Origin of the sequence: Azomonas macrocytogenes (genome assembly GCF_014191985.1) — a bacterium.
Classification (GTDB): domain Bacteria; phylum Pseudomonadota; class Gammaproteobacteria; order Pseudomonadales; family Pseudomonadaceae; genus Azomonas; species Azomonas macrocytogenes.
Genome location: NZ_JACHXI010000019.1, coordinates 1 through 21,737, shown reverse-complemented (window position 1 = coordinate 21,737; position 21,737 = coordinate 1). Strand labels below are relative to the sequence as shown.

General features: G+C 59.3%; 17 protein-coding genes. 6 read left to right on the top strand and 11 right to left on the bottom strand.

All coding sequences use genetic code 11. The annotated features are described in order from the left end of the window. Positions 1-10 precede the first annotated feature (10 nt). On the top strand, positions 11-994 hold the full coding sequence (locus FHR87_RS15250) for a DUF1853 family protein (protein WP_246336057.1): 984 nt from the start codon (positions 11-13) through the stop codon (positions 992-994). Positions 995-1,008: 14 nt separating this feature from the next. Here the strand turns inward: FHR87_RS15250 and FHR87_RS15245 are convergent, their stop codons facing one another. Next, positions 1,009-1,944, bottom strand: coding sequence for a 1-aminocyclopropane-1-carboxylate deaminase/D-cysteine desulfhydrase (locus tag FHR87_RS15245; RefSeq protein ID WP_183167574.1), 936 nt, complete (start codon positions 1,942-1,944; stop codon positions 1,009-1,011). Positions 1,945-1,952: 8 nt separating this feature from the next. Beyond that, positions 1,953-3,194, bottom strand: a complete 1,242-nt coding sequence (locus FHR87_RS15240) for a chromosome partitioning protein ParA (protein WP_221189866.1) — start codon at positions 3,192-3,194, stop codon at positions 1,953-1,955. 121 nt (positions 3,195-3,315) lie between these two features. Here FHR87_RS15240 and FHR87_RS15235 point away from each other — a divergent pair, with 121 nt between their 5' ends. Next, entirely contained in the window at positions 3,316-4,335 is a 1,020-nt protein-coding gene (locus FHR87_RS15235) for a carbon-nitrogen hydrolase (protein WP_183167572.1), read from the top strand. 380 nt (positions 4,336-4,715) lie between these two features. Here the strand turns inward: FHR87_RS15235 and FHR87_RS15230 are convergent, their stop codons facing one another. The 4 genes from FHR87_RS15230 to FHR87_RS15215 all read right to left on the bottom strand — a co-directional run bounded on the left by FHR87_RS15230 (position 4,716) and on the right by FHR87_RS15215 (position 11,540). After that, a complete protein-coding gene (locus tag FHR87_RS15230; RefSeq protein WP_246336056.1) occupies positions 4,716-7,328 on the bottom strand; it encodes an MMPL family transporter in 2,613 nt (870 codons plus the stop codon). 326 nt (positions 7,329-7,654) lie between these two features. Continuing rightward, positions 7,655-8,386 carry a phosphorylase family protein gene (locus tag FHR87_RS15225; protein ID WP_338021260.1) on the bottom strand — a complete coding sequence of 244 codons (732 nt, stop codon included), beginning with the start codon at positions 8,384-8,386 and terminating at the stop codon, positions 7,655-7,657. Beyond that, positions 8,383-10,377: a squalene--hopene cyclase gene (gene shc, locus FHR87_RS15220; protein WP_183167571.1), complete on the bottom strand. Its 1,995-nt coding sequence runs from the start codon at positions 10,375-10,377 to the stop codon at positions 8,383-8,385. The genes FHR87_RS15225 and shc overlap by 4 nt, the downstream gene beginning before the upstream one ends. 35 nt (positions 10,378-10,412) lie before the next feature. Next, the gene (locus FHR87_RS15215; RefSeq protein WP_183167570.1) at positions 10,413-11,540 is read right to left on the bottom strand and encodes a phytoene/squalene synthase family protein; all 1,128 of its coding nucleotides are present in this window, start codon (positions 11,538-11,540) and stop codon (positions 10,413-10,415) included. A gap of 215 nt (positions 11,541-11,755) precedes the next feature. Between FHR87_RS15215 and hpnA the strand changes: the two genes are divergently transcribed. Then, positions 11,756-12,733, top strand: a complete 978-nt coding sequence (gene hpnA / locus FHR87_RS15210) for a hopanoid-associated sugar epimerase (protein ID WP_183167569.1) — start codon at positions 11,756-11,758, stop codon at positions 12,731-12,733. 4 nt (positions 12,734-12,737) lie between these two features. Here hpnA and FHR87_RS15205 read toward each other — a convergent pair whose 3' ends face one another. The 5 genes from FHR87_RS15205 to hpnI all read right to left on the bottom strand — a co-directional run bounded on the left by FHR87_RS15205 (position 12,738) and on the right by hpnI (position 18,199). Further along, a complete protein-coding gene (locus FHR87_RS15205) occupies positions 12,738-13,631 on the bottom strand; it encodes a ferritin-like domain-containing protein (protein ID WP_183167568.1) in 894 nt (297 codons plus the stop codon). A 17-nt stretch (positions 13,632-13,648) separates the two neighbouring features. Continuing rightward, the gene (locus tag FHR87_RS15200; RefSeq protein WP_183167567.1) at positions 13,649-14,689 is read right to left on the bottom strand and encodes a lysylphosphatidylglycerol synthase domain-containing protein; all 1,041 of its coding nucleotides are present in this window, start codon (positions 14,687-14,689) and stop codon (positions 13,649-13,651) included. Further along, complete coding sequence (hpnK, locus tag FHR87_RS15195) at positions 14,686-15,528, bottom strand: hopanoid biosynthesis-associated protein HpnK (protein ID WP_338021259.1); 843 nt, start codon at positions 15,526-15,528, stop codon at positions 14,686-14,688. Before hpnK ends, FHR87_RS15200 begins: the two co-directional genes overlap by 4 nt. Positions 15,529-15,533: 5 nt before the next feature. Then, complete coding sequence (hpnJ, locus tag FHR87_RS15190) at positions 15,534-16,961, bottom strand: hopanoid biosynthesis associated radical SAM protein HpnJ (protein WP_183167566.1); 1,428 nt, start codon at positions 16,959-16,961, stop codon at positions 15,534-15,536. 74 nt (positions 16,962-17,035) lie between these two features. Then, positions 17,036-18,199 (bottom strand): bacteriohopanetetrol glucosamine biosynthesis glycosyltransferase HpnI, encoded by a 1,164-nt coding sequence (hpnI, locus tag FHR87_RS15185; protein ID WP_183167565.1) that lies wholly within the window; start codon positions 18,197-18,199, stop codon positions 17,036-17,038. A gap of 187 nt (positions 18,200-18,386) precedes the next feature. Between hpnI and idi the strand changes: the two genes are divergently transcribed. The 3 genes from idi to FHR87_RS15170 all read left to right on the top strand — a co-directional run bounded on the left by idi (position 18,387) and on the right by FHR87_RS15170 (position 21,434). Continuing rightward, positions 18,387-18,989, top strand: coding sequence for an isopentenyl-diphosphate Delta-isomerase (idi, locus tag FHR87_RS15180; RefSeq protein ID WP_246336055.1), 603 nt, complete (start codon positions 18,387-18,389; stop codon positions 18,987-18,989). A 181-nt stretch (positions 18,990-19,170) separates the two neighbouring features. Then, a complete protein-coding gene (gene hpnH, locus FHR87_RS15175; RefSeq protein ID WP_183167563.1) occupies positions 19,171-20,313 on the top strand; it encodes an adenosyl-hopene transferase HpnH in 1,143 nt (380 codons plus the stop codon). Then, entirely contained in the window at positions 20,313-21,434 is a 1,122-nt protein-coding gene (locus FHR87_RS15170) for a glycosyltransferase (protein WP_183167562.1), read from the top strand. The genes hpnH and FHR87_RS15170 overlap by 1 nt, the downstream gene beginning before the upstream one ends. Positions 21,435-21,737: the final 303 nt, after the last annotated feature.

The window sequence follows — 21,737 nt, the reverse complement described above, 5'->3', positions numbered from 1 at the left end:
TGAATGGATTATGGGCGAAGGCCGAAGCCCACGGCAAACCCGTCTCGACTATGCTCTGCCGATGGATCCGGATCTCTTCACCCGTCTACGCCATCCTGCAGTACGCGATCTGGCCTGGGCGCTGCTCGCACCCTCCCTGCTACCTGCTTCTTGCCCGGGGCAACGGCATCCCCTGGCCGCCAGCCGTTGGCAACACTCGCCTGGCTCGCTCGCCGACTGGCTGCTGCATCAGGAAGATATACCCCAAAACCTGCAGGGCTGGCTTGCACGAGGTTCCAGCCGACGGCTGGGCATCTACTATGAGCAGCTTTGGCAATTTGCCTTGCACCAGGCACCCGATATCGATCTGCTTGCCGCCAACCTGCCGATCCGTGACAACGGCCGCACCCTCGGCGAATTCGATCTCTTGCTACGCGATGCGAGCGGCGTCCATCATCTTGAACTGGCTGTGAAATTCTATCTCGGCCTGAATGCCGAAAATGCTTTTCGGCATGGCAACTGGGTCGGACCAGGTAGCGCCGATAGGCTCGATCAGAAACTGGAGCGGCTCTATCGGCACCAGTTGCTCCTCTCCTCCCGACCCGAAGCCATTGCCGTGCTGGCAACACTCGGTATAGAAAAAACTTGCAGCAACTTCTGGATGAGCGGCTACCTATTCGAACCGTGGCCCCAGGCTTGCCCAACCCCACCAGCCCCGGTAGAAGTAGAACCAGTCTCGGCACGTGCACGCTGGCTACGCCGCGCACAATGGCCATGCTTCAGCGCCAGTCATCCTGATTTACTCTGGTATCCCCTCTCCCGTCATGCCTGGTTGGCTCCCGCCAGGCTGAAAAAAGACGAATTGCCGGAACAGGCAGTGTTCGAGCAGTGGCTGGAACAACTCGCACTCGATGCACCAGCGCAACTGCTGGCACGCATGGAGCCGGCGGGTGATGGAACCTGGAAAGAAGACGGGCGGCTTTTTCTGGTTTCCGATAAATGGCCAAACCGCTGAAGTGGAATCAAGTCTTACAAGCGCTGCATTTGAGTCAGCGCCGCACGGCGCCCTTGCAACCCACCGGTATGGACGAAGAGCAAGCGGGTTCCGGCAGGAAAACAACCGGCCAGCACCTGCTGCTGCAAGGCCAGCAAAGCCTTGGCAGTGTAGATCGGCTCCAGCGGCAGGCCTGCAGCCTGCTCCGCTTCAAGCAGAAAGCGGCCCAGCTCGTCATCGATACGACCGAATCCACCGCGACAGGCGTCGAATATCTGGTATCCCCTCTCGGCAGCCATGCCAGCCTCGTTCAGCAGAAGCTCGATCTGCCGGCCGATCGCATGCTGGCCCGGGCCGGCCAGTGCGCCGAGCACCTGATGCCGTCCGGCCTCGCCGATTACCAGCCCCGTCAGGGTGCTTCCCGTCCCGGCTGCCAGCCACCAGGCGTCATAATCCGACCAACCGATACCTGGCAGCAGTGCTTGGACTTGCTCGACCAACGGCGCACACCCCAATGCTCCGACAAGTCCACCACCGCCTTCCGGCACACAGTAATAGCCTGGATAACGCGCCCGCCAGCAATCCCAGAAATCCGTCCGATAACGGGCCCGATAGCCAGCATAGCCCAGCCAGTGCAGGTGCATGCCAAAGCGGCGCAAATCCTGAACAGTCGGTGTGCTTTGCGCGTTTCCCCGGAGCAAGCCGGCCGAGGCCATCCCGAACCGATTTCCCGCAGCCGCCATGGCATGCAGATGATTGGAATGCGCTCCACCCACACTGATCAAGCCAATGGCGCCGGCTTCCCTGGCAGCAGCGAGATGCCCTGACAACTTGAACCACTTGTTGCCCGACAATAGCGGGTCGATCAGATCGAGGCGCAGAACGGCCACTTCGACTCCGCGGCTGTCGAGCCAGTCCAGTCGTAGTGGTTGCAAGGGAATTGCCGAAACGTCAGGGTATAGCTCATCCATGAGCAAGATTACCGGCTACCGGCCCGGCGCGAGAGGCGCTCGCTCTTGTGGCGCACGCAGCAGTCGGAAATCCCGGGCAGGAAGCGCTGCGGCAACTCTTCGCGGTCGATGGGAATCGAACAACGTTGGCCGTTCAGCATGCTGGCCTGGCACACCGGATTCATATAGTGATCAAGCCAGCGTCGATAAATTTCTTCAGAAACCGCGCATTTTTCGGCTGCATACGCCTGGGGGTTTTCCTGATATCGCGCCATATCCTCCAGGGAAATGGTCAATTGCCCGGCTCCAGGATGATAAACGCTGAAGGTCATCCCCATTTCGGCAAGCCGTTGTAAAACCTCTGCGCTATGTTCGTGCTGCTGGGCAAACTCCCTGCATGTGTCGCTCAAGGTCTGCAGGCGCTCTTCCAGAGCACGAACCTGTTTGCGATGCCGGGCCTCGGCATTATCCAGCCGCAGTTGCCATTCCAGGGTAAGCCGGGCACAAGCCTCGTTCGCTCTAGCCTGGCCGCTTTGCTCCAATTGGAACATTTGCCTACTCGCTTCTTCGCGGGCCTGCTCGGTGCTCTTCTGCTGCTCTTGCAAACGCACTTCGAGACGCGTGCTGAATTGCTTCTGCTGGGATAACTCATGTTGCAAACGAATAATTTCTTCATCCAGCTGTTGGCACTGCTCTTCATGTTTTTTTTCCAACAGAGCCAATTCTTGCCGGGCTTCGAGATACGAATTCATCGGCGAAGAAGCTTGCCAGCCATCGCTCTCTGCCGAACCCGTGGAAAAAGGCTTATATGCCGTAGTCTCCTCGACCAACAGGCCCAGTTGATTACGCTGAACATGTTCGCAAATCGTCTGAAAGCAATCCTTTTTGCTTGGCTGCCCGGCAGTGGGCTCCCATAGATTCATTCGTACCGCGTCGATGGGGCAATGCTCGTGGCTGGCGAGACGAATCGGCCCGTTGCCCAGATCGGGACCGCTTTCACCATGATCGCTCAACGCTTGCAACGGAAGATTCCAGTGCGGGTCTGCCGCACCATCCGGCAGGAAATCGATGAGAAAGAAGACGGCAGCATGCACCAGCAAACGACGATCGATCAGAACGAAAACCGCACGTATCCGGCGATCGGCAAACTCGGAAAGATTGACGATACCATCCAATATCGCCTCGAATTCTGTATAAAACATTTCCTTGCAGATACTACCGTCCTCATCGAAGAACAGTATCGCCTCCACGATTTTCGACCTTTTCTTCATACTTGCCCATTCTGTGTCGCGCGGATCAGGACACATCAGTGATTTGCATAAACAATCAAGCAGCCTGGCAAATGCCGGTGTATTTGCCTAGGCTGAGCGGGTTTCCGAGCAATCGATACTCATGCGTACTTTATTCAAACTGACGGTGCTGGCAATTGTCGGCATCATAGCTCTCATCGTTTACCTCGACTGGACCGGCAAACGGCACAGTGGTCCGTTGCTGTCCGATCTACGCCCGCTCACTATTCAAACCGAAGGCCCGCCTGGTAATTCCGGCAATCTACTGGGGCTGGAGACGCCCCTGCGACCGGCAGATTACCAAAGCCGTGAACGACTGCATCTCAAATTCGCCACTTATCTGGATCAGGCACGCCATGCCGGGTTTCTCAACGAACGAACCATAGTCGTACTGCCCGAACATGTCGGCACCGGCCTCTTCGCCATTGGCGAAAAAGCGGAAGTCCAGCAGGCTCGTACCCTTCGCGACGCCATGCACTGGATGGCCATGAGCAACCCCTGGCGTTACCTGCAATTCCAGTTGGACAACCAGAGCGACGACCGGCGTACTGAAGCAGTTTTACGTATCAAAGCCCGGGAAATGGCCGAAGCCTACCAGGAGATTTTCGGCAATCTGGCGAAAGAATATGGCGTAACTCTAGTGGCCGGTTCCATCGTCCTGCCGGAGCCAAAACTGCGCGACGGTCAATTGCAAATCGGCGATGGCCCTTTGCAGCAGATCTCACTGGTATTCGATAGCCGGGGCCAACCGACATCGCTGACCTATAAATATTCTCTTAGCCGCTATGAAAAGCGCTATAGCTCCGCCCCGAAAGAACTCCGCCCCGATTCATCGCCAACGCCTGCGGGAAAGCTGAGAGTGCTGCTGGGGTGCGACGCCTACTCCCTGTGGCAGCAACCGCAAGCCCACTTGCTGGCCGTTACCGGCGCGCAGAGCAACCCTGCTGCCTGTCCAGGCGCACAGGTGCCAACCGATTTGCGCGCACCGATGATCGAAATCCAGACCCTGGGATTACCCTGGAACCTGCTGGGCTCGCCGAAACGACCAGCACATGCAGTCCATACCGAACCGGGTCGGATGCTCAACCTCTGGTTGTCGAAAGGACCACAAAAGCAGGATTAGACGGGAATCGAGCATTCTCGCTAAAAGCCCGGAAAGGACGGACGCCAGCGAGAAATAGACGTGCGATTTGTATTACAGCTCAGTAGCATCATCCGCTCCGTCTGGATGATCCTGCTCATCAGCATGCCATTCGAGAAGTTCTTCTTGATAATCGTCCATTGATGACTCCTTTTCTTAGTGTTATCGAGGCATTTAAACAATAACCGTCGAACAATGACCATGCCGCAAATGTAAAAATTCCTTATGAAGGAATAGTGACGTCTCCTTGAAGTTTTCTGAAACGTGATATCGATACCGTAGCGGTTCAATACCGTTGCAAGACGGAGCAGCGACAGGCCGCCCACATCTTGTCTTGGGTAGTCAAGAGCAGTTCTCTGCGATCAACGCTCTGCCCCGGATGGATCAGATCGAGAAAGCCGATACAGCAAGGCGGGCAGAAACACGAAGGTCGACAGCAGCACGGCGAACAGGCTCAGCAGCAGCAACAAGCCCATGCTGGCCGTACCGGGATGGCGCGCTATCGCCAGGCTGCCGAAGGCAGTACCGGTGGTCAGCGCCGAAAACAGGATCGCGCGGGCAGTGGGCGAATCCAGGAACTGGCGTATGCCACTGCGCCAGTTCATGACGAAATAGACGTTGAAGGAAACGCCCACCCCCAGCAGCAGCGGCAACGCGATGATATTGGCGAAGTTGAGCGAAATACCGAGCAGATGCGCCAGCAGCGCCGTCAACAAGGCCGACATTAGCAAGGTCGCCATCACCAGAGCGGCATCGAGAACCCGGCGCAGCACTACCATCAGCACCACGGCGATAGCCAGCGTGGCGTAAATGGCTGCATGCTGGAAAGCTTGCAGAATCGTGTCAGCCGATTTGACAGTATCCAGCGCCGGGCCGACAGCCTGCGGCGCGACCGCCAGGACGGCTTGGACGAAACGGCGCAGCCCTGCGGTATTTTGCGCCTCATCGCCCGGTGTCAACTGAATCCGCACCCGACCATCGCGGCTGAACCAGTCGCGCTTGAGTTCCTCCGGCAGACTCTCCAGAGTGATGCGCTGAGCGGACAGCGCATCACTCAAACGCTTGAAGGTCTCCGGCAAGAACCGCGACAGCTCCTGGTTGGCCGTTGTCAGAAGATTGTCCGGTGTTTGCGCCAGCCGGCCCAGTGACTCGCCGATGCGAAGCAACGCCGAATCCGCAGGCAATTTTCCGGCGACGCTGGCAATCGCCGCGCTGGAGTCGCGCGCGGCCATGCGCAAGTCATCGACCGTGGGGGGCGACTTCACATCCTGGGGGCTCAGCACCGAGTACAGCAAATCCATGGCTTCGTCGATCTGGCCGAGCTTATCGGTTTGATCCTCGGGGACGAAATCGGCGGCGGAAACCACCTGTGCCACTTCGGGTAACGCGCCCAGGCGCGCGCCCAGAGTGCGTGCAGCCGCGAGATCCTCGACCAGCACGTTCAAGGTGAAAGGGTTGGTATTCGGGTCGTCCATCAGCGCACTCAAGGTCTGCATGGCCTCGCTGTCCGCGCGCTTGGTGTGCAGTGGATTGGCATCGAAGGGGATGCTGATGGCGCTCCACAGACCAACCAGAGCCAGTAACACGAAGGCGAGCAGGACCGGCCTGTGGCGATGCGCCAACCAGGCATCAGCGGCGGCTCCACCCGGCAATGCGGCATCCGTGAGGTGCACCCTCCGCGCCAGTAAACCCAGCAGCGCTGGCAGCACCGTTAAAGTACACAGCAAGGCCAACAGCATGCCGACGCCGGCGATGATGCCCAATTCGGCCATGCCGGTGAACTGAGTCGGCGCAAAAGCGAGGAAACCACAGGCGGTCGCCAGCGCGGCCAGGCCGACTTGCCCCCCTACCTCAGTGCCTGTCTGGTGCAGGGTGTCGGCAAAATCCCGGTCGCCGCGCTGCAGGGCATGCAGGCGCACGCTGAACTGGATGGCGAAATCGACTGCGAGACCGACGAACAGCACGGCGAAGGCGACCGAAATCAAGTTCAAGCTGCCGACCGCGAAAGCGGCAAAGCCCAGGGTACAGAACAGGCCCACTACCAAGGTAAGTACCACTGGCAGAATAAGCCGCCAGGAGCGCAAGGCCAGCACCAGCCAGAAAACCACCAGTAAGGCACCACCGATGGCGATGGGGCCAGCCCGATCGGTCAGGGAGCGAAACTCCTCGTCGGACAACGGTACTGAACCTGTGTAGTTTACCTGGACGCGCCCGGCTTTCACGCCGGGCAGGTCGGCGGCGATGCGCAGCATTGCCTGAGTAGCCGCCTGACCGGGCTCAAGGACATCGTAGTCGAGCACCGGCTGGATCAGCACGAGCTCCAGGCCACCGCTACGAGCGGTCAACTGGGGAGTCAGCAAGGCCTGCCAGGACAACGGCGAAACCTGGCCAACCTGGGCGTCGTCCAGGGTCTTGGTGATGCTGCCCAGCGCGGTATCGTAGCCCGAAAGTCTGTCGCCCATGCCATAGCGCACGGCTTCGACCATCATGTCCAGGCCCCTGAGCAAACCACGGGCGGAAGGATCGGTAACCAACGGATCGAGCAGTTGCCCGGCTTGCAACATGCTATCGAGAACGTCGGCCAATTCGTCGGGTGGCAGCAGCAGCAGGCCCTCACGGTCGAAGAAGGAACTGATGCCAGGCGTGGATACCAAACGCGCGTGGCGCTGATCGGTGGCCAGCCCAGCGGCCAATTCAAGCGCGGCTTCGCGTGCTTCTTCCACCGTAGGAGCACGCACCACAGCAACGAGCGTATCGCTGAACTGCGGAAACTGACCGGCGAACTCCAGGCTCTGTTGACGCCAAGGCAAACGCGAGGAAAACAGGTGATCCGAATTGGTATCGATGCTGAGATGGGTAAACGCCCCCATCAGGCTGGCCGTAGCCAGCAGCATCGCCAACAGTAAGACAACAAAGGGGTGGCGGCCACTGCGATCCACCAGCCATACGAGACATTGCCGCACCATCCTAATCATAACAACCCTATTATTTCGTGAGCCTTGGCTGCCGTCTGCCGTAGCAAGGCCAAGGCTGCGCCAGGCATCCAGATTCGGCGGCGGACTTTATCATTCTTGGGCTCTGTTGTCGGGTCGACTCGGGATAAGTCACGCGACTTGTTGCCTGATTCAAGCGGTCGAAGGTTTACCTTATTTAAAGCATCGGCCGACTTGCAGGCTGTCGAAAATGTGAGCGAGATAGCCAAGACGAGCCTTATCAGTCACAGCAACAATCGCTGAGAAAGTGGACTGAGCTCGCATGCTCATTGTTTAGCCTTCAGTGGCTTCTACAGCCAGAGTGCCCTCTAACCCTGGCCTGGCAAACCTAGTCCGGCGCCTGCCGCCGCTGCCGCCGCGCGTAGGGCGCGAACGGCCTTGCCCATGCGTGAAGACAGCCCGGGTAAGCGAGCCAGCAGCCATGGATGATGTACCAGAGTAGCGATCAGCTTTAGTGGCCGTGGTCGTCCCCAAGGGTCGATAGCAGCTTGCAACGCCTCGGGAAGCATGTCGTCACGCTCGTCGATGATGGAACGGAGTGCGACGAAGGGCAAACCGCGATCCGCCGCTACCGCCGCCACCGCTGCGCTTTCCATATCCACTGCCGTTGCTGCGTAGCGGCTCTGCGCGGCCATCTTCGCCGTCGCAGTGGATAATGGTTCGGGCAGACTGAGCAAGGTGGCGTCTGTGATCATCGGCAGCGCTGCCAAGGTTAGTCGCTGCTGCAAGCGGTCACGCCAGGCAGGGTCAGCCGTGTAGACACGACCACTCTCATCAAGTATGCGCTGCGGACAGAGTAGCGTACCGCTGCGTAAGCCGGGCTCCAGGGCACCAGCAACACCGAATGTCGCCAGGGCCTGAGCTCCGGCATCGACCAGGTTCTGCGCCGCTTTCCGCGCCGCACCCGGCCCCATACCACTCAGCAACAAGCCGCAGCCTTCGGCGAGGGGTACGAGGCATTCAGGCCGCGATGCTTGTGCCGTAAAGGCATCGGCTTCGGCCTTCAATGCCACCACGATGCCAACCGAGTGCAACCTCACGACTGCGACCGGGAACCCGACGATAACTGCCGGTAGCGGACCAGTGCCCACAGCGGGAAGTAGGCCGTATAGCCGTGGTATTTGAGGTAGAACACCCGTGGAAAGCCCGGTGCGTTGTAACTGGGGTGGTACCACAAGCCGGCTTCGCGCTCGCCGGCGGCCTGCTGGTCGTCCAGCAACCACTGGATGCCCCGCCGCACCGCTTCGCAGGCGTACTCACCCGCCGCGAGCAAGCCGAGCAGAGCCCACGCCGTTGTGTGAGCGGTACTGACGCCGCCGTTGCTGCCGCGCAGAGTGGGGTCCAGATAGCTGTCGTTGGTTTCGCCCCAGCCGCCATCGGCGTGCTGCTTCGCTTTCAGCCAGTCGATGGACTTGCGGATCCACGGCTGGCTCATGTCCTCGCCGATCAGAGACAGTCCGGCCAGCACCGACCAGGTGCCATAGATGTAGTTGGTACCCCAACGCCCCCAGTAGGAACCATCCGGCAGTTGCGCTTGCTGCAGGTAGGCTACGCAGCGTCGAATCGCCTCGTTGTCCTGCTCGCGCTTGAGTACGCCCAGGAAAGCCAGCACGCGGCCGGAAACATCTTCGGTGGGCGGGTCGAGCATGGCGCCATGATCGGCGAAGGGAATCTGGTTGATGTGGTAGTGGGTATTGTTGCGGTCGAAGGCGGCGAAACCGCCGTTGTCCGATTGCATGCCCACCAGCCAGTCTGCGGCTCGTTCGATGCGCTCGCGATACTTTTCCGGCTCGCCCGTATTCCTCTGGGCGACGTGCATCAGACCGGCAATCACTGCCGTGTCGTCCAGATCCGGATAGTAGGCATTGGCATACTGGAAGGCCCAGCCACCGGGTGCCAGATCAGGCGCCTGTGCGGCCCAGTCGCCCTTCAGCTCCAGCTCTTGCAACGGCGCCAACCAGTCCAGCGCACGGGTCACCGCGGCCTGGGTCGCTTCATCGCTGGAGGCGCGCAGCAGGGCCATGGCGGCCCAGCCGGTATCCCACACCGGCGAAACGCAGGGCTGGCAGTAGGCGGTGCCATCGCCACGATCCACGATCAGTTTTTGCAGCGACTTCAGGCAGGTCGCGCGAGCCGGGTGATCCTTGGGGTAGCCGAGCAGAGTCATCGCCTCCAGGGCGTTGACCATGGGCGGGAAGATCGCCCCGAGGCCGTCCTCACCGTTAAGGCGCGGCAGGAACCATTGTTCGGCTTTCTTCACCGCTTTTTGCCGCACGCTGTTCGGGATCAGCGGATCGCAGGCGCGGCCAAGCTTGTCCAGTACCAGAAAGAGTTTGTTGACAAAGCCCTTGCTGGAGAAATAGTGCCGTTCCTGTTCCGGCGGTACCACGAACAATTCGCGCACGTCGACGTTGCGTGGGTTCTTCGCCCGGGCCTTCAGCGAACACAGGATGAGCAACGGCACCATGGTAGTGCGCGCCCAGTACGAAATCTTGTCCAGGTGGAATGGTGCCCAGCGGGGGAACAACATGATTTCCACCGGCACGTAAGGCGCGGCGCGCCAGGGTACCTGCTCGAACATGGCCAGCAGGATACGAGTGAAGGCATTGCTTTTGGCCGCCCCCCCCTGGGCGAGGATCGCCTCACGAGCACGGCGCATGTGCGGCATTTCCGGAACGTCGCCAGCCGCTTTCAGCGCATAGTAGGCCTTGACCGTGCAGGACAGGTCGAGTGCGCCGTCCTGGTACAGCGGCCAGCCACCATGGGTATCCTGGCGCTGCTTGAGGCGGATGTAGCGCGCCAGCTTTTCCTGCAGCACGTCGTCGATTTCATCGAGAAAGTGCATCATCAGGATGTACTCGGCCGAGATCGTACAGTCGGTCTCGAACTCGAAGCACCAGTGCCCATCTGGCTGCTGCAAGGCGAGCAGTGCCTCGCGGGCACGCTCGATGGCTTGGTCCAGATCAGTCGCTTCGAAGTCTCGAGAGTCACTATCGGCAATGGCCGAGGCAAGAAGGGAGGAACTTTCCATTATGGCAGCACATCGCTTGTGTCAATAGAGTTGCACTAGGCCGTTTCGGCGAAGTATGGGATGGCGCTCTTGGGCCAAATAAGGTGCGCATGTGCAGAAGCGCTCCATTCCGCGGACAGCGGTGTCAGCGGAAGCTTGCGTGCGGCTGCCGCAAACAGCCAGCGCAAGCCGGTGTTGTTCTTTCCGCTCAGCCGGGTGAACGCGACAGTATAGGCTACCGCCCTGCGCGATATCTTTACTTGGTCGCCAGCGGAGAAGTCGAGATTTTTCTGCAACTTGCGTAGCGTCAGCACGGCCAGGCCGATGCTCCACAGACAGAAGCGGCGAAAGCCCGCGTGCTTGGCCGGAATAATCAGCGTGTACTCCAGCGCGCGGCGCAGGTGAGCATGTGCCACACCGATGAGTTCGGTTAATGCACTGGCGTAGTTCGCGTCCTGCTGGCCGGCTTGCAGTTCCCCCAAGCGCGCGCCATGCCGGGCAAATACATCCCGTGGCAACCAGCAAACGCCACGACTGTAATCTTCCCACTGGTCCTTGAGGATATTCGTCATCTGTAGCCCCTGGCCGAAGGAAACGGCCAGACGCATCAGCGTTTCGCGTTGGCTGGCCAAGGCCGGATCGAAATCGATAAGCAACTCGGTCAGCATTTCGCCTACCACACCAGCCACGCAGTAGCAGTAGCAATCCATGTCACGCAGCGTGTCCAGTCCTTGCAGGCCGACGTTGCGCTGAAAATCATGCATGCCGTGAGACATCACCTTCAGGCAGTTAACGATCGCCTCGCGCTGCTCCGGCTTCAAGTCCTGGGTGACCTGCAATACCAGCGGCAGATGACTGAGCAGATCACGCTCAGCTTCCGAGGTCTTCTGGGAAAGCAGGGGGGCGAGTTCGGCCGCGAAGCACTGCGGGTCAATACGTCCGGTCACCGCATCAATGAAAGCGATCTCGTAATGACGCTTCTCCTCGGCAGAAAACACTGGCTCATCCTCAATGGTATCGGCCGCTCGACACAGCAGATAAGCATTGGTTACCGCACGGCGTAGTGGCGGCGGCAACTGGGGGATAGTCAGTGCGAAGGTTCTGGATACTTTTGGAAGGATGGCGTTTTGGTAAGCATCGGCACCACTTTCTGAGGCCACAGGAGCTAGTTGAGGTTCGAACATGGGTATGCCTTAGCCTTCCTCTTTATCTAAATTAGATAATGTAGTTATATAGAAAAATTTAGTACATACTAAAAAAATGCACTGCTCGGGAATATCAGCATTCTTTATCCTTCGGCAAGGACTGGCGGCAAACGCCCTAATCGTGCCATAACCACCGATCTGGACCTGTGCCCACCGGCACTTGAGTTAAGGACTATTTTACTGATGGTGATGCCGTGAAGATACTGGTGACCGGAGCCACCGGCTTTGTCGGCTCGGCTGTGGTGCGCCGCCTCTTGCGCGACGGCCGCCAGGTTCGCGTGCTGGTACGGGCAACCTCTGATCGCCGCAACTTGCAAGGCCTGGATGTGCAAATCGTCGAGGGCGACCTTACCCAAGCGGCTTCGCTGCAGCGCGCTTGTGACGACTGCGATGCCCTGTTCCATGTGGCGGCCGATTACAGGCTGTGGGCACCAGTGCCCGAGCAGCTTTACCAGGCTAACGTCGAGGGCACACGCGCCATACTCGAAGCGGCCAGGCAGGTTGGCGTGCCGCGTATCGTCTATACCAGCAGTGTCGCTACCCTCGGCATTCCTGGAGATGGCCACCCTGGTGACGAGAACACGGCAGTGGGCCTGAGCGACATGATCGGACACTACAAGCGCTCCAAGTTTCTTGCCGAAGAACTGGTCAGGACGTTCGCCGCCGAGGGGCTGCCGGTAGTGATCGTCAACCCTTCGACCCCGATCGGACCGCGCGATATCAAACCCACCCCCACCGGCCGGATCGTGCGCGACGCCATCGCCGGGCGCCTGCCGGCCTATGTGGATACCGGCCTCAACGTCGTGCACGTGGACGATGTGGCCGAGGGACACTGGCTGGCGTTCCAGCATGGTGTGGTGGGCGAGCGCTATATCCTGGGTGGTCAGAATCTCAGCCTGCGCGAGTTGCTGGTCGAGATCGCCGACATTGCCGGACGCGCACCACCCCGATGGCGCTTGCCGCATGCCGTGGTCATGCCCGTGGCCCATTTGGCGGAAAGCTGGGCGCGCCTGACCGGAACCCAGCCGATTGCGACAGTTGAGGAAGTACGCATGTCCAAAAAACGCATGTTCTTCTCCAGTGCCAAGGCCGAACGCGAGCTCGGCTACGCGCCTGGCCCGGTCCGCAGGGCGCTGGAAGATGCGGTGACGTGGTTCAGACAGCACCAATAGACCCTCAGCGCATGAAACGGCGTACCAGACGCGCCAGGCGCGGCATGAAGGTCGGGCGCAGCAGGCGCTTGTCGTAGCCTGCCGCCCGGCGCTCGTCCTCGACCAGGCAGAGATCCAGCAGCTCGGATAGCTTGAGGTCCAGACCGATTTGCTTGGTGCCGGTGAGGGCGAAATTGGCATCCTGCATTTCGCCGTTGCCATCCAGGCCTCGGGCAATACCGATGCGCTCCCAGATCAGGTAGGCCCACACCCGTACGACCTTCAATTCGAAAGCCGCCCGCCTCCACCAAGGCAACTGACGGCGATACCAGGCGATCCAGTTGGCGAAGAACAGGATATGCCGGGTTTCCTCCTGCATCACCGGCTCGAAGGTTTCCACCAGCTCCTCCGGGAAATAGCCGGTCCGCTTGGCCGACTCGAACAAGCCGAAGCCGAAGAAACTGTCGATGCACTCGCTGTAGCCGGTGACCAACCAGCCCCATTCGGGATCCTTGGGGATGTGGTAAGCCGGTTCCGGTGCCAAGGGAATGCCGTAGAACTCGACCAGTTTGCTAAGTACCACCTTGTGACGTGCTTCCTCACCGCCATCCATAGTCATCGCTTCACGCAGCAAGGGGTCGTTCACCCTGTCGGTATAGGCTGCTACCCGCAGTTGCGCGCGCCCTTCAGTCTGTACGGCGATGTCCCAGATCGGCAGCGAAGTAATGCGTTGCAGGGCTGCGGGATCCAACTCTGGCCAGACGATCACCGCAGGCTTGTATGGATTATGGGTATCCAGCAGCATGCGGCAGAATAGCCGCTTGTGCGCCTCGGAGCCAATCTCGATCTGGCCTGGCTCTTCGCTCAGCCAATGGCGCATGGCGTGATCGGCAGCGGTCGTGGAAACATCGCTCGACATGTGAAAATCTCCTTTTGTCACTCGTTTTCAACGCTTGTGCGTGTCGTGTCGCACAGTTTGGATATGCTGTTGTTCTGCCAGCCAGCGCGTAACCGACGCATTTCGGCCCACTGCCAGGAAAGCAAGGCCGGTACGCCAAATCCCACTTCACGCAGGCGCTTGGCCAGTGACAGCACGAGGCTGGCGTCGGGCGGCACGCCGATCATGCTGCCAAACAGGATCATTCCTCCTTCCTGCACACCGAGACCGGCCGGTACGATGAAGACGATGTGGCGCAGGGCCTGGGTCACCGCCTCAATGGCGATGGCATCCCAGATGCTGACGGGATACCCCAGCATCTCCAGGGCCAGCCAGGTCTCGAAGCTACCCACCAGAAAACCGGCAAATTGCCAGGCACCGGCACCGACCAGTCGCAGCGGGCTGGCGCACAGCGTGCGGATATCCTGATCCAGATTCTTGCCATTGATCAGCTCAGTCAGCCGCGTACGCCCTCCCAGGAGCTTCTCGGCTACTGCTTCCAGGCGTGAGAACATCTGCCCATGGCGCAACAGCATGAATAAACCAACCGGTAACGGTAGACTGGCGACCAGCGCCCACAACACCGAGTCTAAAGTACCGATCTGCTGAGTCAGTGCGATCAGCAGCACAATGCCCAGCGCAGTGAAGAGATACTGGTTGATCAGGGTCAGCAGAACTTCGATGACAATGCTGGCGGTAACTGCCGCACCATCAATGCCATACCATTTAGCCATTCGGATGCCGACGATCTCACCGCCAATGTTAGCCACCGGCAGCAATCGGTTACAGGCTTCACGGACGGCCGCAATCCAGAATAGAACAAGCAGGCCTGCGCGCCGCTGCGGGTCGCGCGGTGCCAGTAATATGCGCCAGCCCACCACATCCAGCAGCAACGGCAAGACATGGAAGGGCAATAACCATAGCAGAGCCCAACCAGCATGATTGAAGGCACCGGCGATAGCAGCCCCATCCTGGTGCACTACCATGGCAATGACAGCGGCCAACCCGAGCAGACCGGCGATATAAGTGAGCCACTTCATACGGCTGCGGCCATCGGGTCACAAAAGCCATGGCATAACTGATAGCGCTCGGCAATGGCAGTGCGCACGCGTGGTGACAGCAGGGCAGCCAGTTCATCGGCATGGCGGTAGTCAGTCATGCTCGCTGTCAGCCCATCGTAGACGGCCGGGTGCAGGTACAATTCCGAAAGGCCGTCCGGCAACCGTTGCAGCATCTCCAGCAGCACGCCCTCGTTCATGCCGCCGCTATGCCGGAGACCGAAGACATGGTCGTTATAGGCAATCCCGGCCCGCTCCAGGCGCTGGCGCATCAGCGCCAGCCAGGGACGCAGCCACGGCCCCATACCCGGTTCAACAGGCAGCCGTACCGCACGCAGGCCAAAGTCCCGGCCGATGGAGAGCAGCAGCGACAAGATGGTCGGGTGCAGATGAAAGTGCTTGTGCGCATTGACGTGATCCAGCACTAGGCCAGTAGCAGCGAAAGCCTCGAACTGGGCACGAATCTCAGCCGCCAGTTGGCGCCGTACACGAGGCAGGAAAAAGAAACGGAAGCCATTGCGCACCATGGCGTTGTTGAAACAACCTTCAGCATTCACTAGATCAGGGATGCGCGCAGGCGGCAGCATGGCTTTACCATCGGCCAGTACCAAGTGCAGGCCGACAGCGAGCCCAGGCAGACGCCGAGCGCGGGTAACGGCATCGGCGGCTGCGGGAGCCGCCACCATCAGGCTGGCCGCTCGCAGTACGCCCTCGCGGTAACCACGCTCGACGGCCTCGTTGACGGCCTCGTGCAGGCCATAGTCGTCTGCGGTCACGATCAGGCGTGGTCGCGATGCAGCCGACAGGCGTTCATCCAACACCGAGCTCAAGCCTCGTGCGCGCGCAGGAAACGGAAAAACTCCACGCCCTCACGCAGGCGACGCTTCATCATTTCCCAGCTTCCCAGCATTTCCTTGACGATCTCCCAGATCTTCGAGGGGCGGAAGTAGAAACTTCGATAGAAGGTCTCGATGCCATGGAAGATATCTTCCTTGGACAAGTGCGGGTAGCTGATCAGTGCCAGCTGCACGCCTTTGTCGTTGACCAGGTTGATCTCTTGATTAGGCTCCAGCCAGCCATTATCCACGGCCTGCTGGTACATCCGAGTGCCAGGATAGGGTGCGGCCAGCGACACCTGGACGGTGTGCGGGTTGATCTCCTTGGCGAACTCGATGGTCCTGGCGATGGTTTCCTTGGTCTCGCCCGGTAGACCGAGGATAAAGGTGCCATGTATCTGGATGCCCAGCTTGCGGCAGTTCTCGGTGAACTTGCGTGCGATATCGGTACGCAGGCCCTTCTTGATGTTGTGCAGGATCTGATCGTCGCCGGACTCGTAGCCCACCAACAGCAGGCGCAGGCCATTTTCCTTCATGATCTTCAGCGACTCGTAGGGCACGTTGGCCTTGGCGTTGCAACTCCAGGTCCAACCCAGAGCGTGCAGGCCACGGGCGATCTCGTGCACACGCTCCAGGTTGGAGCTGTCGGTGAAGGTGTCGTCGTCGAACATCAGTTCCTTCACCTCGGGCATGTTCTCCTTGATCCACTTCGCCTCGGCGATCACGTTCGCGGCCGAACGCACGCGGTAGCTATGGCCGCCAACGGTCTGCGGCCACAGACAGAAGGTACACTTGGAGCGGCAACCGCGGCCGGTGTAGATGGACACATAAGGGTGCTTGAGGTAGCCGATGAAGTAGCGGTCGATCTTCAGATCGCGCTTGTAGACCGGTGCCACGAAGGGCAACTCGTCCATGTTCTCAATCATCGCTCGCGGCGGGTTGTGTTGCACGCTACCGTCGGCGAGCTTGTAGCTGAGGCCGGCGACGTCCTTGAGCGGGCGGCCCTCGGCGACTTCCTTGCAGGTGTAGTCGAATTCCTCACGTGCAACAAAGTCGATCGCCTTCGAGGCGGTCAGCGAGTCAGCTGGATCGACCGCAACTTTGGCCCCAACCATACCGATCAGGATATCGGGACGGCGCTCCTTCAGCAGTTCGGCAAACTTGGCGTCGGTAGGGAAAGAAGGCGTGCTGGTATGGATGATTACCAGCTCATAGCTGGCAGCGATCTTTAGTGATTCCTCCACGGAGAGTTCTTCCACCGGAGCATCCAGCACACGCGAATCGGGCACCAAGGCAGCCGGCTGGGCCAGCCAGGTCGGATACCAGAAGCTTTTGATCTCGCGCTTGGCCTGGTAACGCGAACCGGCACCGCCGTCGAAACCGTCGAAGGACGGAGCCTGCAGAAAAAGCGTCTTCATAGAAATTCCTAGCTCCAACGGCCACCAGGCCGAGATTTGCCAACCACCTGCCAACACACTACGGCAACGGGCGGTCAAGGATAACGTATCGGCCCGTCTTTACGCGCATGCAGAACCTGACCCCGCCACTTCACCCGCCAGCTGGTCAGGGCTACAGCCCATTCCAGCACGAGTAACAGGTCACGAAACGGGGTCAGCAGGACCTCATACCAGGGTATCGCCGGACGCCTGGCACCGCGACTGAGAAAAAACTGCGCAATGCGTGCACTGCCCGCCACCACGGCCAGCCAGACATTCAGCATCGAAGGAGCCAGCGCCAGACCACATAAAGACACCGGCCAGGTAAAACAGACGAAACTCATCGCAAAACCGCCTGGCGCAATCGCGCGGATCGTACGTAACCAGCGCAGTTCATGTGCCCATAATTCGGTCAGGCGGGTTTCGCTTACTTCAGTACCAACCACCAGATCTGACAACACCGTGCGCAGCCCGGCCTGCCGGGTCAATTCACCCAGCCAGAAATCGTCAGCCAGGGTATCACGCAGAATTTCGAAGCCGCCAATAGACTGCAATGTCTCGCGGCGCAGCGTAATGGTCGAACCGAAAGCAAAGCGGGTAGAACCGAAAGTATGCGACAGACGAACCGAAGGTGCGAACCAGTCGTCGATGAACAGGCAACCCAGGCGCGACCAGAATCCAGCCTGCGGCACGCCATAATAAAGACAGGTGACGATACCCACGCCAGGGTCTGCCAATGGTGCAGTCACTCGCGACAGGTAATCCGCCGGCACGCTGATATCGCTGTCGGCCAATACCAGCCAGTCGTGGCGGGCCAACGGCAGCATGTTCAGCAGATTGCTGACCTTCAGATTGGCACCATGCACGTGTGGATCGACGACCAGGTCGATGGCCAACTGCGGAAATTCCGCACGCAGCCTGTGCACCACAGCAATAGCGGGATCCTGCGGTTCGCGCACGCCGAATATCAATTGGTAGTTCGGGTGGGCCTGCTGGCAGAAACCGCGCAGGTTCTCGTACAGCCGTGGTTCGGCACCGTGCAGGGGCTTGAGCACACTGACTGGCGGCAGCACCCGATCACCGGCACCAGGCAACTGGGCCGGGCCGTGGATACTTTTGAGCACGGCTCCCAAGGCGGCGACGGCATAGCCAGTGGCAACGGCAACCAGTCCGGTGCCCAAGCAGGATGCAAAGGTGCTGACGAAGTAGTGGGTCGGCATGAGAGCGCTTGAATGAAAGCAATCGTTTAATGGTAGCAGTCCGGCCCCTCTCAAAAAAGCCCGGTAGCGCCATCTTGCTGCGATCTTCGCGACAAAGCTTTGTAAGACAGCACTACGCCACAGAAGTTCTGCGCCATGAAAGTTCTACGCTATGATGCTGAAAGTGGATCTGATGAGGAGGTTGATCTTGGCTAATCAGGAACTGGAGTATCGTCACCAACAATGGCGGCACTCAAGGGACGTGGTTTCCTTTAATGACGAACCGCTGGTGCTAGTCGATAAATACGATCAGGAGATCGGCTTTCTTGACAAGGCATCTGCGCACCTGGGACAGGGCTTGCTGCACCGGGCCTTTTCGCTGTTTGTGTTCAACCCTCAGGGTGAGCTGCTGTTACAACAGCGTGCGGCCGGCAAGCGCCTGTGGCCGGGCTTCTGGTCCAATACCTGCTGCAGCCACCCGCGCCGTGGCGAGAAACTGGATGAGGCCATCGAGCGACGCCTCGGTGAAGAACTGGGCATGCAGTGCGCTCTGCAATTCCTATTCAAGTTTGAATACCAGGCACAATTCGATGGCGAAGGCGCCGAACACGAGCTGTGCTGGGTCTATGCCGGGCACAGTACCGAGGAACCTACCCTCAACCTCAATGAGGTCTCGGCGTTACGCTACATTTCTCCACAAGCACTGGATGCGGAAATGGCGGAACAGCCGCAAAACTTCACACCCTGGTTCAAAATCGAATGGGAACGCCTACGCCGGGAGCATACCGAGGTGTTCGCGCCGCGCTCCTGAAGAACACTGACCTGCTCGGCACACCCCATGCGCAGCAACGGCCAGAGCCGAACGGATAGGTTATACTGCCAGCCGAAGTAGGTGCGTGGTGCCCAGCGACCGTTTGCGACAGATTGACGTCGCTTGGCCGTACGCATGCGTACCCGTTTGTACATGGCAGACCGATATCACGGAGAATCCATTGGGTATTCCCCTTATTCAGCAAACCAAAATTGCGCGCTATATCCTCGGCAAGAAACTGAGTGGCAATCACCGCTATCCATTGGCGATGATGCTGGAACCGCTGTTCCAGTGCAATTTGGCCTGTGTAGGCTGCGGCAAGATCGACCACCCCAAGGACATCTTGCGAAAGCGCATGAGTGTCGAAGACGCCTTGCGTGCTGTTGACGAGTGCGACGCGCCAGTAGTCTCCATTCCTGGCGGCGAACCGCTGATTCACAAGGACATGCCGCAGATCGTGCAAGGCATCATCGCACGCGAGAAATTCGTCTACCTATGTACCAACGCCATTCTGCTGGCCAAACATATTGACGAATACACACCCTCGCCTTACTTCACTTGGTCGATCCACCTGGATGGCCTGCAGAAGCGTCACGATGAATCGGTATGTATGGAGGGCGTGTTCGACAAGGCCGTCGCTGCGATCAAGCTGGCGCTTTCACGCGGCTATCGAGTGACGATCAACTGCACCTTGTTCAACAAAGAGCCACCAGACGAAATCGCTGACTTCTTTGATTACGCCATGTCCCTGGGCATCGAGGGCATCACCGTTTCCCCAGGCTACAGCTACCAGCACGCTCCGCGTCAGGACGTATTCCTCGGTCGCACAGAGAGCAAGGAACTGTTTCGCGAAATATTCAAGCGTGGCAAGGAGCGCAAGAGCAAATGGGTATTCAATCAGTCGTCAATGTTCCTGGACTTCCTCGCCGGCAACCAGCGCTACCAGTGCACACCATGGTCCAACCCAACCTATAGCATTTTTGGCTGGCAGAAACCTTGCTACCTGCTGGTTGACGAGGGTTACGCGCCAACTTACAAGGCGTTGGTGGAAGAGACGCAATGGGAAAACTATGGCGTTGGCATCAACCCCAAGTGCGATAACTGCATGGCCCACTGCGGCTTCGAAGGCAGCGCCGTCAACGACACCTTTGCGAATCCATTAAAGGCCATGCGTGTGGCCATGTTTGGACCGCGCACAGATGGCACGATGGCGCCAGATCTGCCAGTGCAGTACGGCGACCATGTCGATGCCAGCACCGTGCGTATCCCGGTCAGCACCATTCAGCATCCTGGTATGGATACGAGTGCGGAGGCTGGCCGCTAATGCCCGCTGCATTCGCACACGGCTGGGCAGTCGTCATTCTCCCAGCCGTGATCTGGGTAGGACTGCTGCTGCTCCCATGGCGACCATGGAGTACCCGCGAGCGGCTTGAGACCGATCCGCAGGCCGCGCTGGCGACTGATCTCAGTGAAATCACCGTACTGATTCCAGCACGTAACGAAGCCGAGACGATCGGCACTACCCTGGCGGCCCTACAGACGCAAGGAAACGGATTACAAGTCGTGGTGGTAGACGATCAATCCAACGACGCCACGGCGAGCATTGCTGCCGCTTATCCCAATACCCGTGTCGTAAGCGGCCAACCCTTGCCGGAAGGCTGGGCTGGCAAGCTGTGGGCGCTGGAACAGGGAAAATCGCATGTAGATACGCCAATGATTCTTTTGCTCGATGCCGACATCCAGTTGCATCCTGGCCTGCTGTCGGCATTGCTGGCATTCAAACGCCGAGAAGAACGACACTTTGTCTCGCTGATGGCGGACCTGCGTCGTACCAGCTTTTGGGATCGCTTACTGCTGCCCACGTTCGTCTATTACTTCAAATTGCTATACCCGTTCGCGCTCTCCAACTCACACCATCGGTATGTTGCTGCGGCAGCAGGCGGCTGTGTGCTGGTGGATACCGAGGTACTGCAGCGCATCGGCGCCTTCGCCAGCCTGCGCGACGCCTTGATCGACGATTGCACCCTGGCACGACAGGTCAAAAATGCCGGCTACCGCACCTGGCTGGGCTTGAGCCGTAGCGTAGTGAGCCTGCGTCCTTACGGTAGCCTGGCTTCCATCCACGACATGGTGGCACGCTCGGCGTTCACTCAGCTCGGCTATTCCACCTGGCTACTATTGGCCGTGACGATGATTTTTGGCGTCGCCTATGGCGGACCATTCGCCTTGCTGAGCCTGCCGCTTGCCTGGCCGTGGGCGCTGATTGCCTGGGCAGCCATGACGCTGAGCTATCTACCAATATTGCGTTATTACCACATGTCGCCGCTCTGGGCCCTGCTGCTACCGCTCAGCGCAGCATTTTATCTTGGCATGACATGGAGCTCGGCCATTCGCTATTGGCGTGGCGTGCGTTCACGTTGGAAAGGGCGCGTCTACAGCCCCTGACGAGCTGAGATAGGAGCCGGCCCGGGCGTATCAATATGGCATCAAACACCGGGGCGCCGACATCGCTCGCGACAAGCCTACCTACCGGATCTTAAGCGGGCCAAGGACTATGCCTTCAACAGGTCTGGCCCGCATGCCGACACCCCACAGCGCGGAATAGAGCCATCCTTGTAACGTCCAGCACGCCCTCCCCCCTTGTGTTCGCAATGATCAGGTAAAATGCCGCCTCTTTTTCTCTGCACAACGATCTCCCGATGCCCAAGACATTCCATGAGATTCCCCGCGAGCGCCCCGCTACACCGA

Excerpts from the sequence above, each read along its gene's own strand:
- FHR87_RS15250 (WP_246336057.1), top strand. The coding sequence starts at position 11 with ATGGGCGAAGGCCGAAGCCCACGGCAAACCCGTCTCGACTATGCTCTG.
- FHR87_RS15245 (WP_183167574.1), bottom strand. The coding sequence starts at position 1,944 with ATGGATGAGCTATACCCTGACGTTTCGGCAATTCCCTTGCAACCACTA.
- FHR87_RS15240 (WP_221189866.1), bottom strand. The coding sequence starts at position 3,194 with ATGAAGAAAAGGTCGAAAATCGTGGAGGCGATACTGTTCTTCGATGAG.
- FHR87_RS15235 (WP_183167572.1), top strand. The coding sequence starts at position 3,316 with ATGCGTACTTTATTCAAACTGACGGTGCTGGCAATTGTCGGCATCATA.
- FHR87_RS15230 (WP_246336056.1), bottom strand. The coding sequence starts at position 7,328 with ATGATTAGGATGGTGCGGCAATGTCTCGTATGGCTGGTGGATCGCAGT.
- shc (WP_183167571.1), bottom strand. The coding sequence starts at position 10,377 with ATGGAAAGTTCCTCCCTTCTTGCCTCGGCCATTGCCGATAGTGACTCT.
- FHR87_RS15215 (WP_183167570.1), bottom strand. The coding sequence starts at position 11,540 with ATGTTCGAACCTCAACTAGCTCCTGTGGCCTCAGAAAGTGGTGCCGAT.
- FHR87_RS15205 (WP_183167568.1), bottom strand. The coding sequence starts at position 13,631 with ATGTCGAGCGATGTTTCCACGACCGCTGCCGATCACGCCATGCGCCAT.
- FHR87_RS15200 (WP_183167567.1), bottom strand. The coding sequence starts at position 14,689 with ATGAAGTGGCTCACTTATATCGCCGGTCTGCTCGGGTTGGCCGCTGTC.
- hpnJ (WP_183167566.1), bottom strand. The coding sequence starts at position 16,961 with ATGAAGACGCTTTTTCTGCAGGCTCCGTCCTTCGACGGTTTCGACGGC.
- hpnI (WP_183167565.1), bottom strand. The coding sequence starts at position 18,199 with ATGCCGACCCACTACTTCGTCAGCACCTTTGCATCCTGCTTGGGCACC.
- FHR87_RS15170 (WP_183167562.1), top strand. The coding sequence starts at position 20,313 with ATGCCCGCTGCATTCGCACACGGCTGGGCAGTCGTCATTCTCCCAGCC.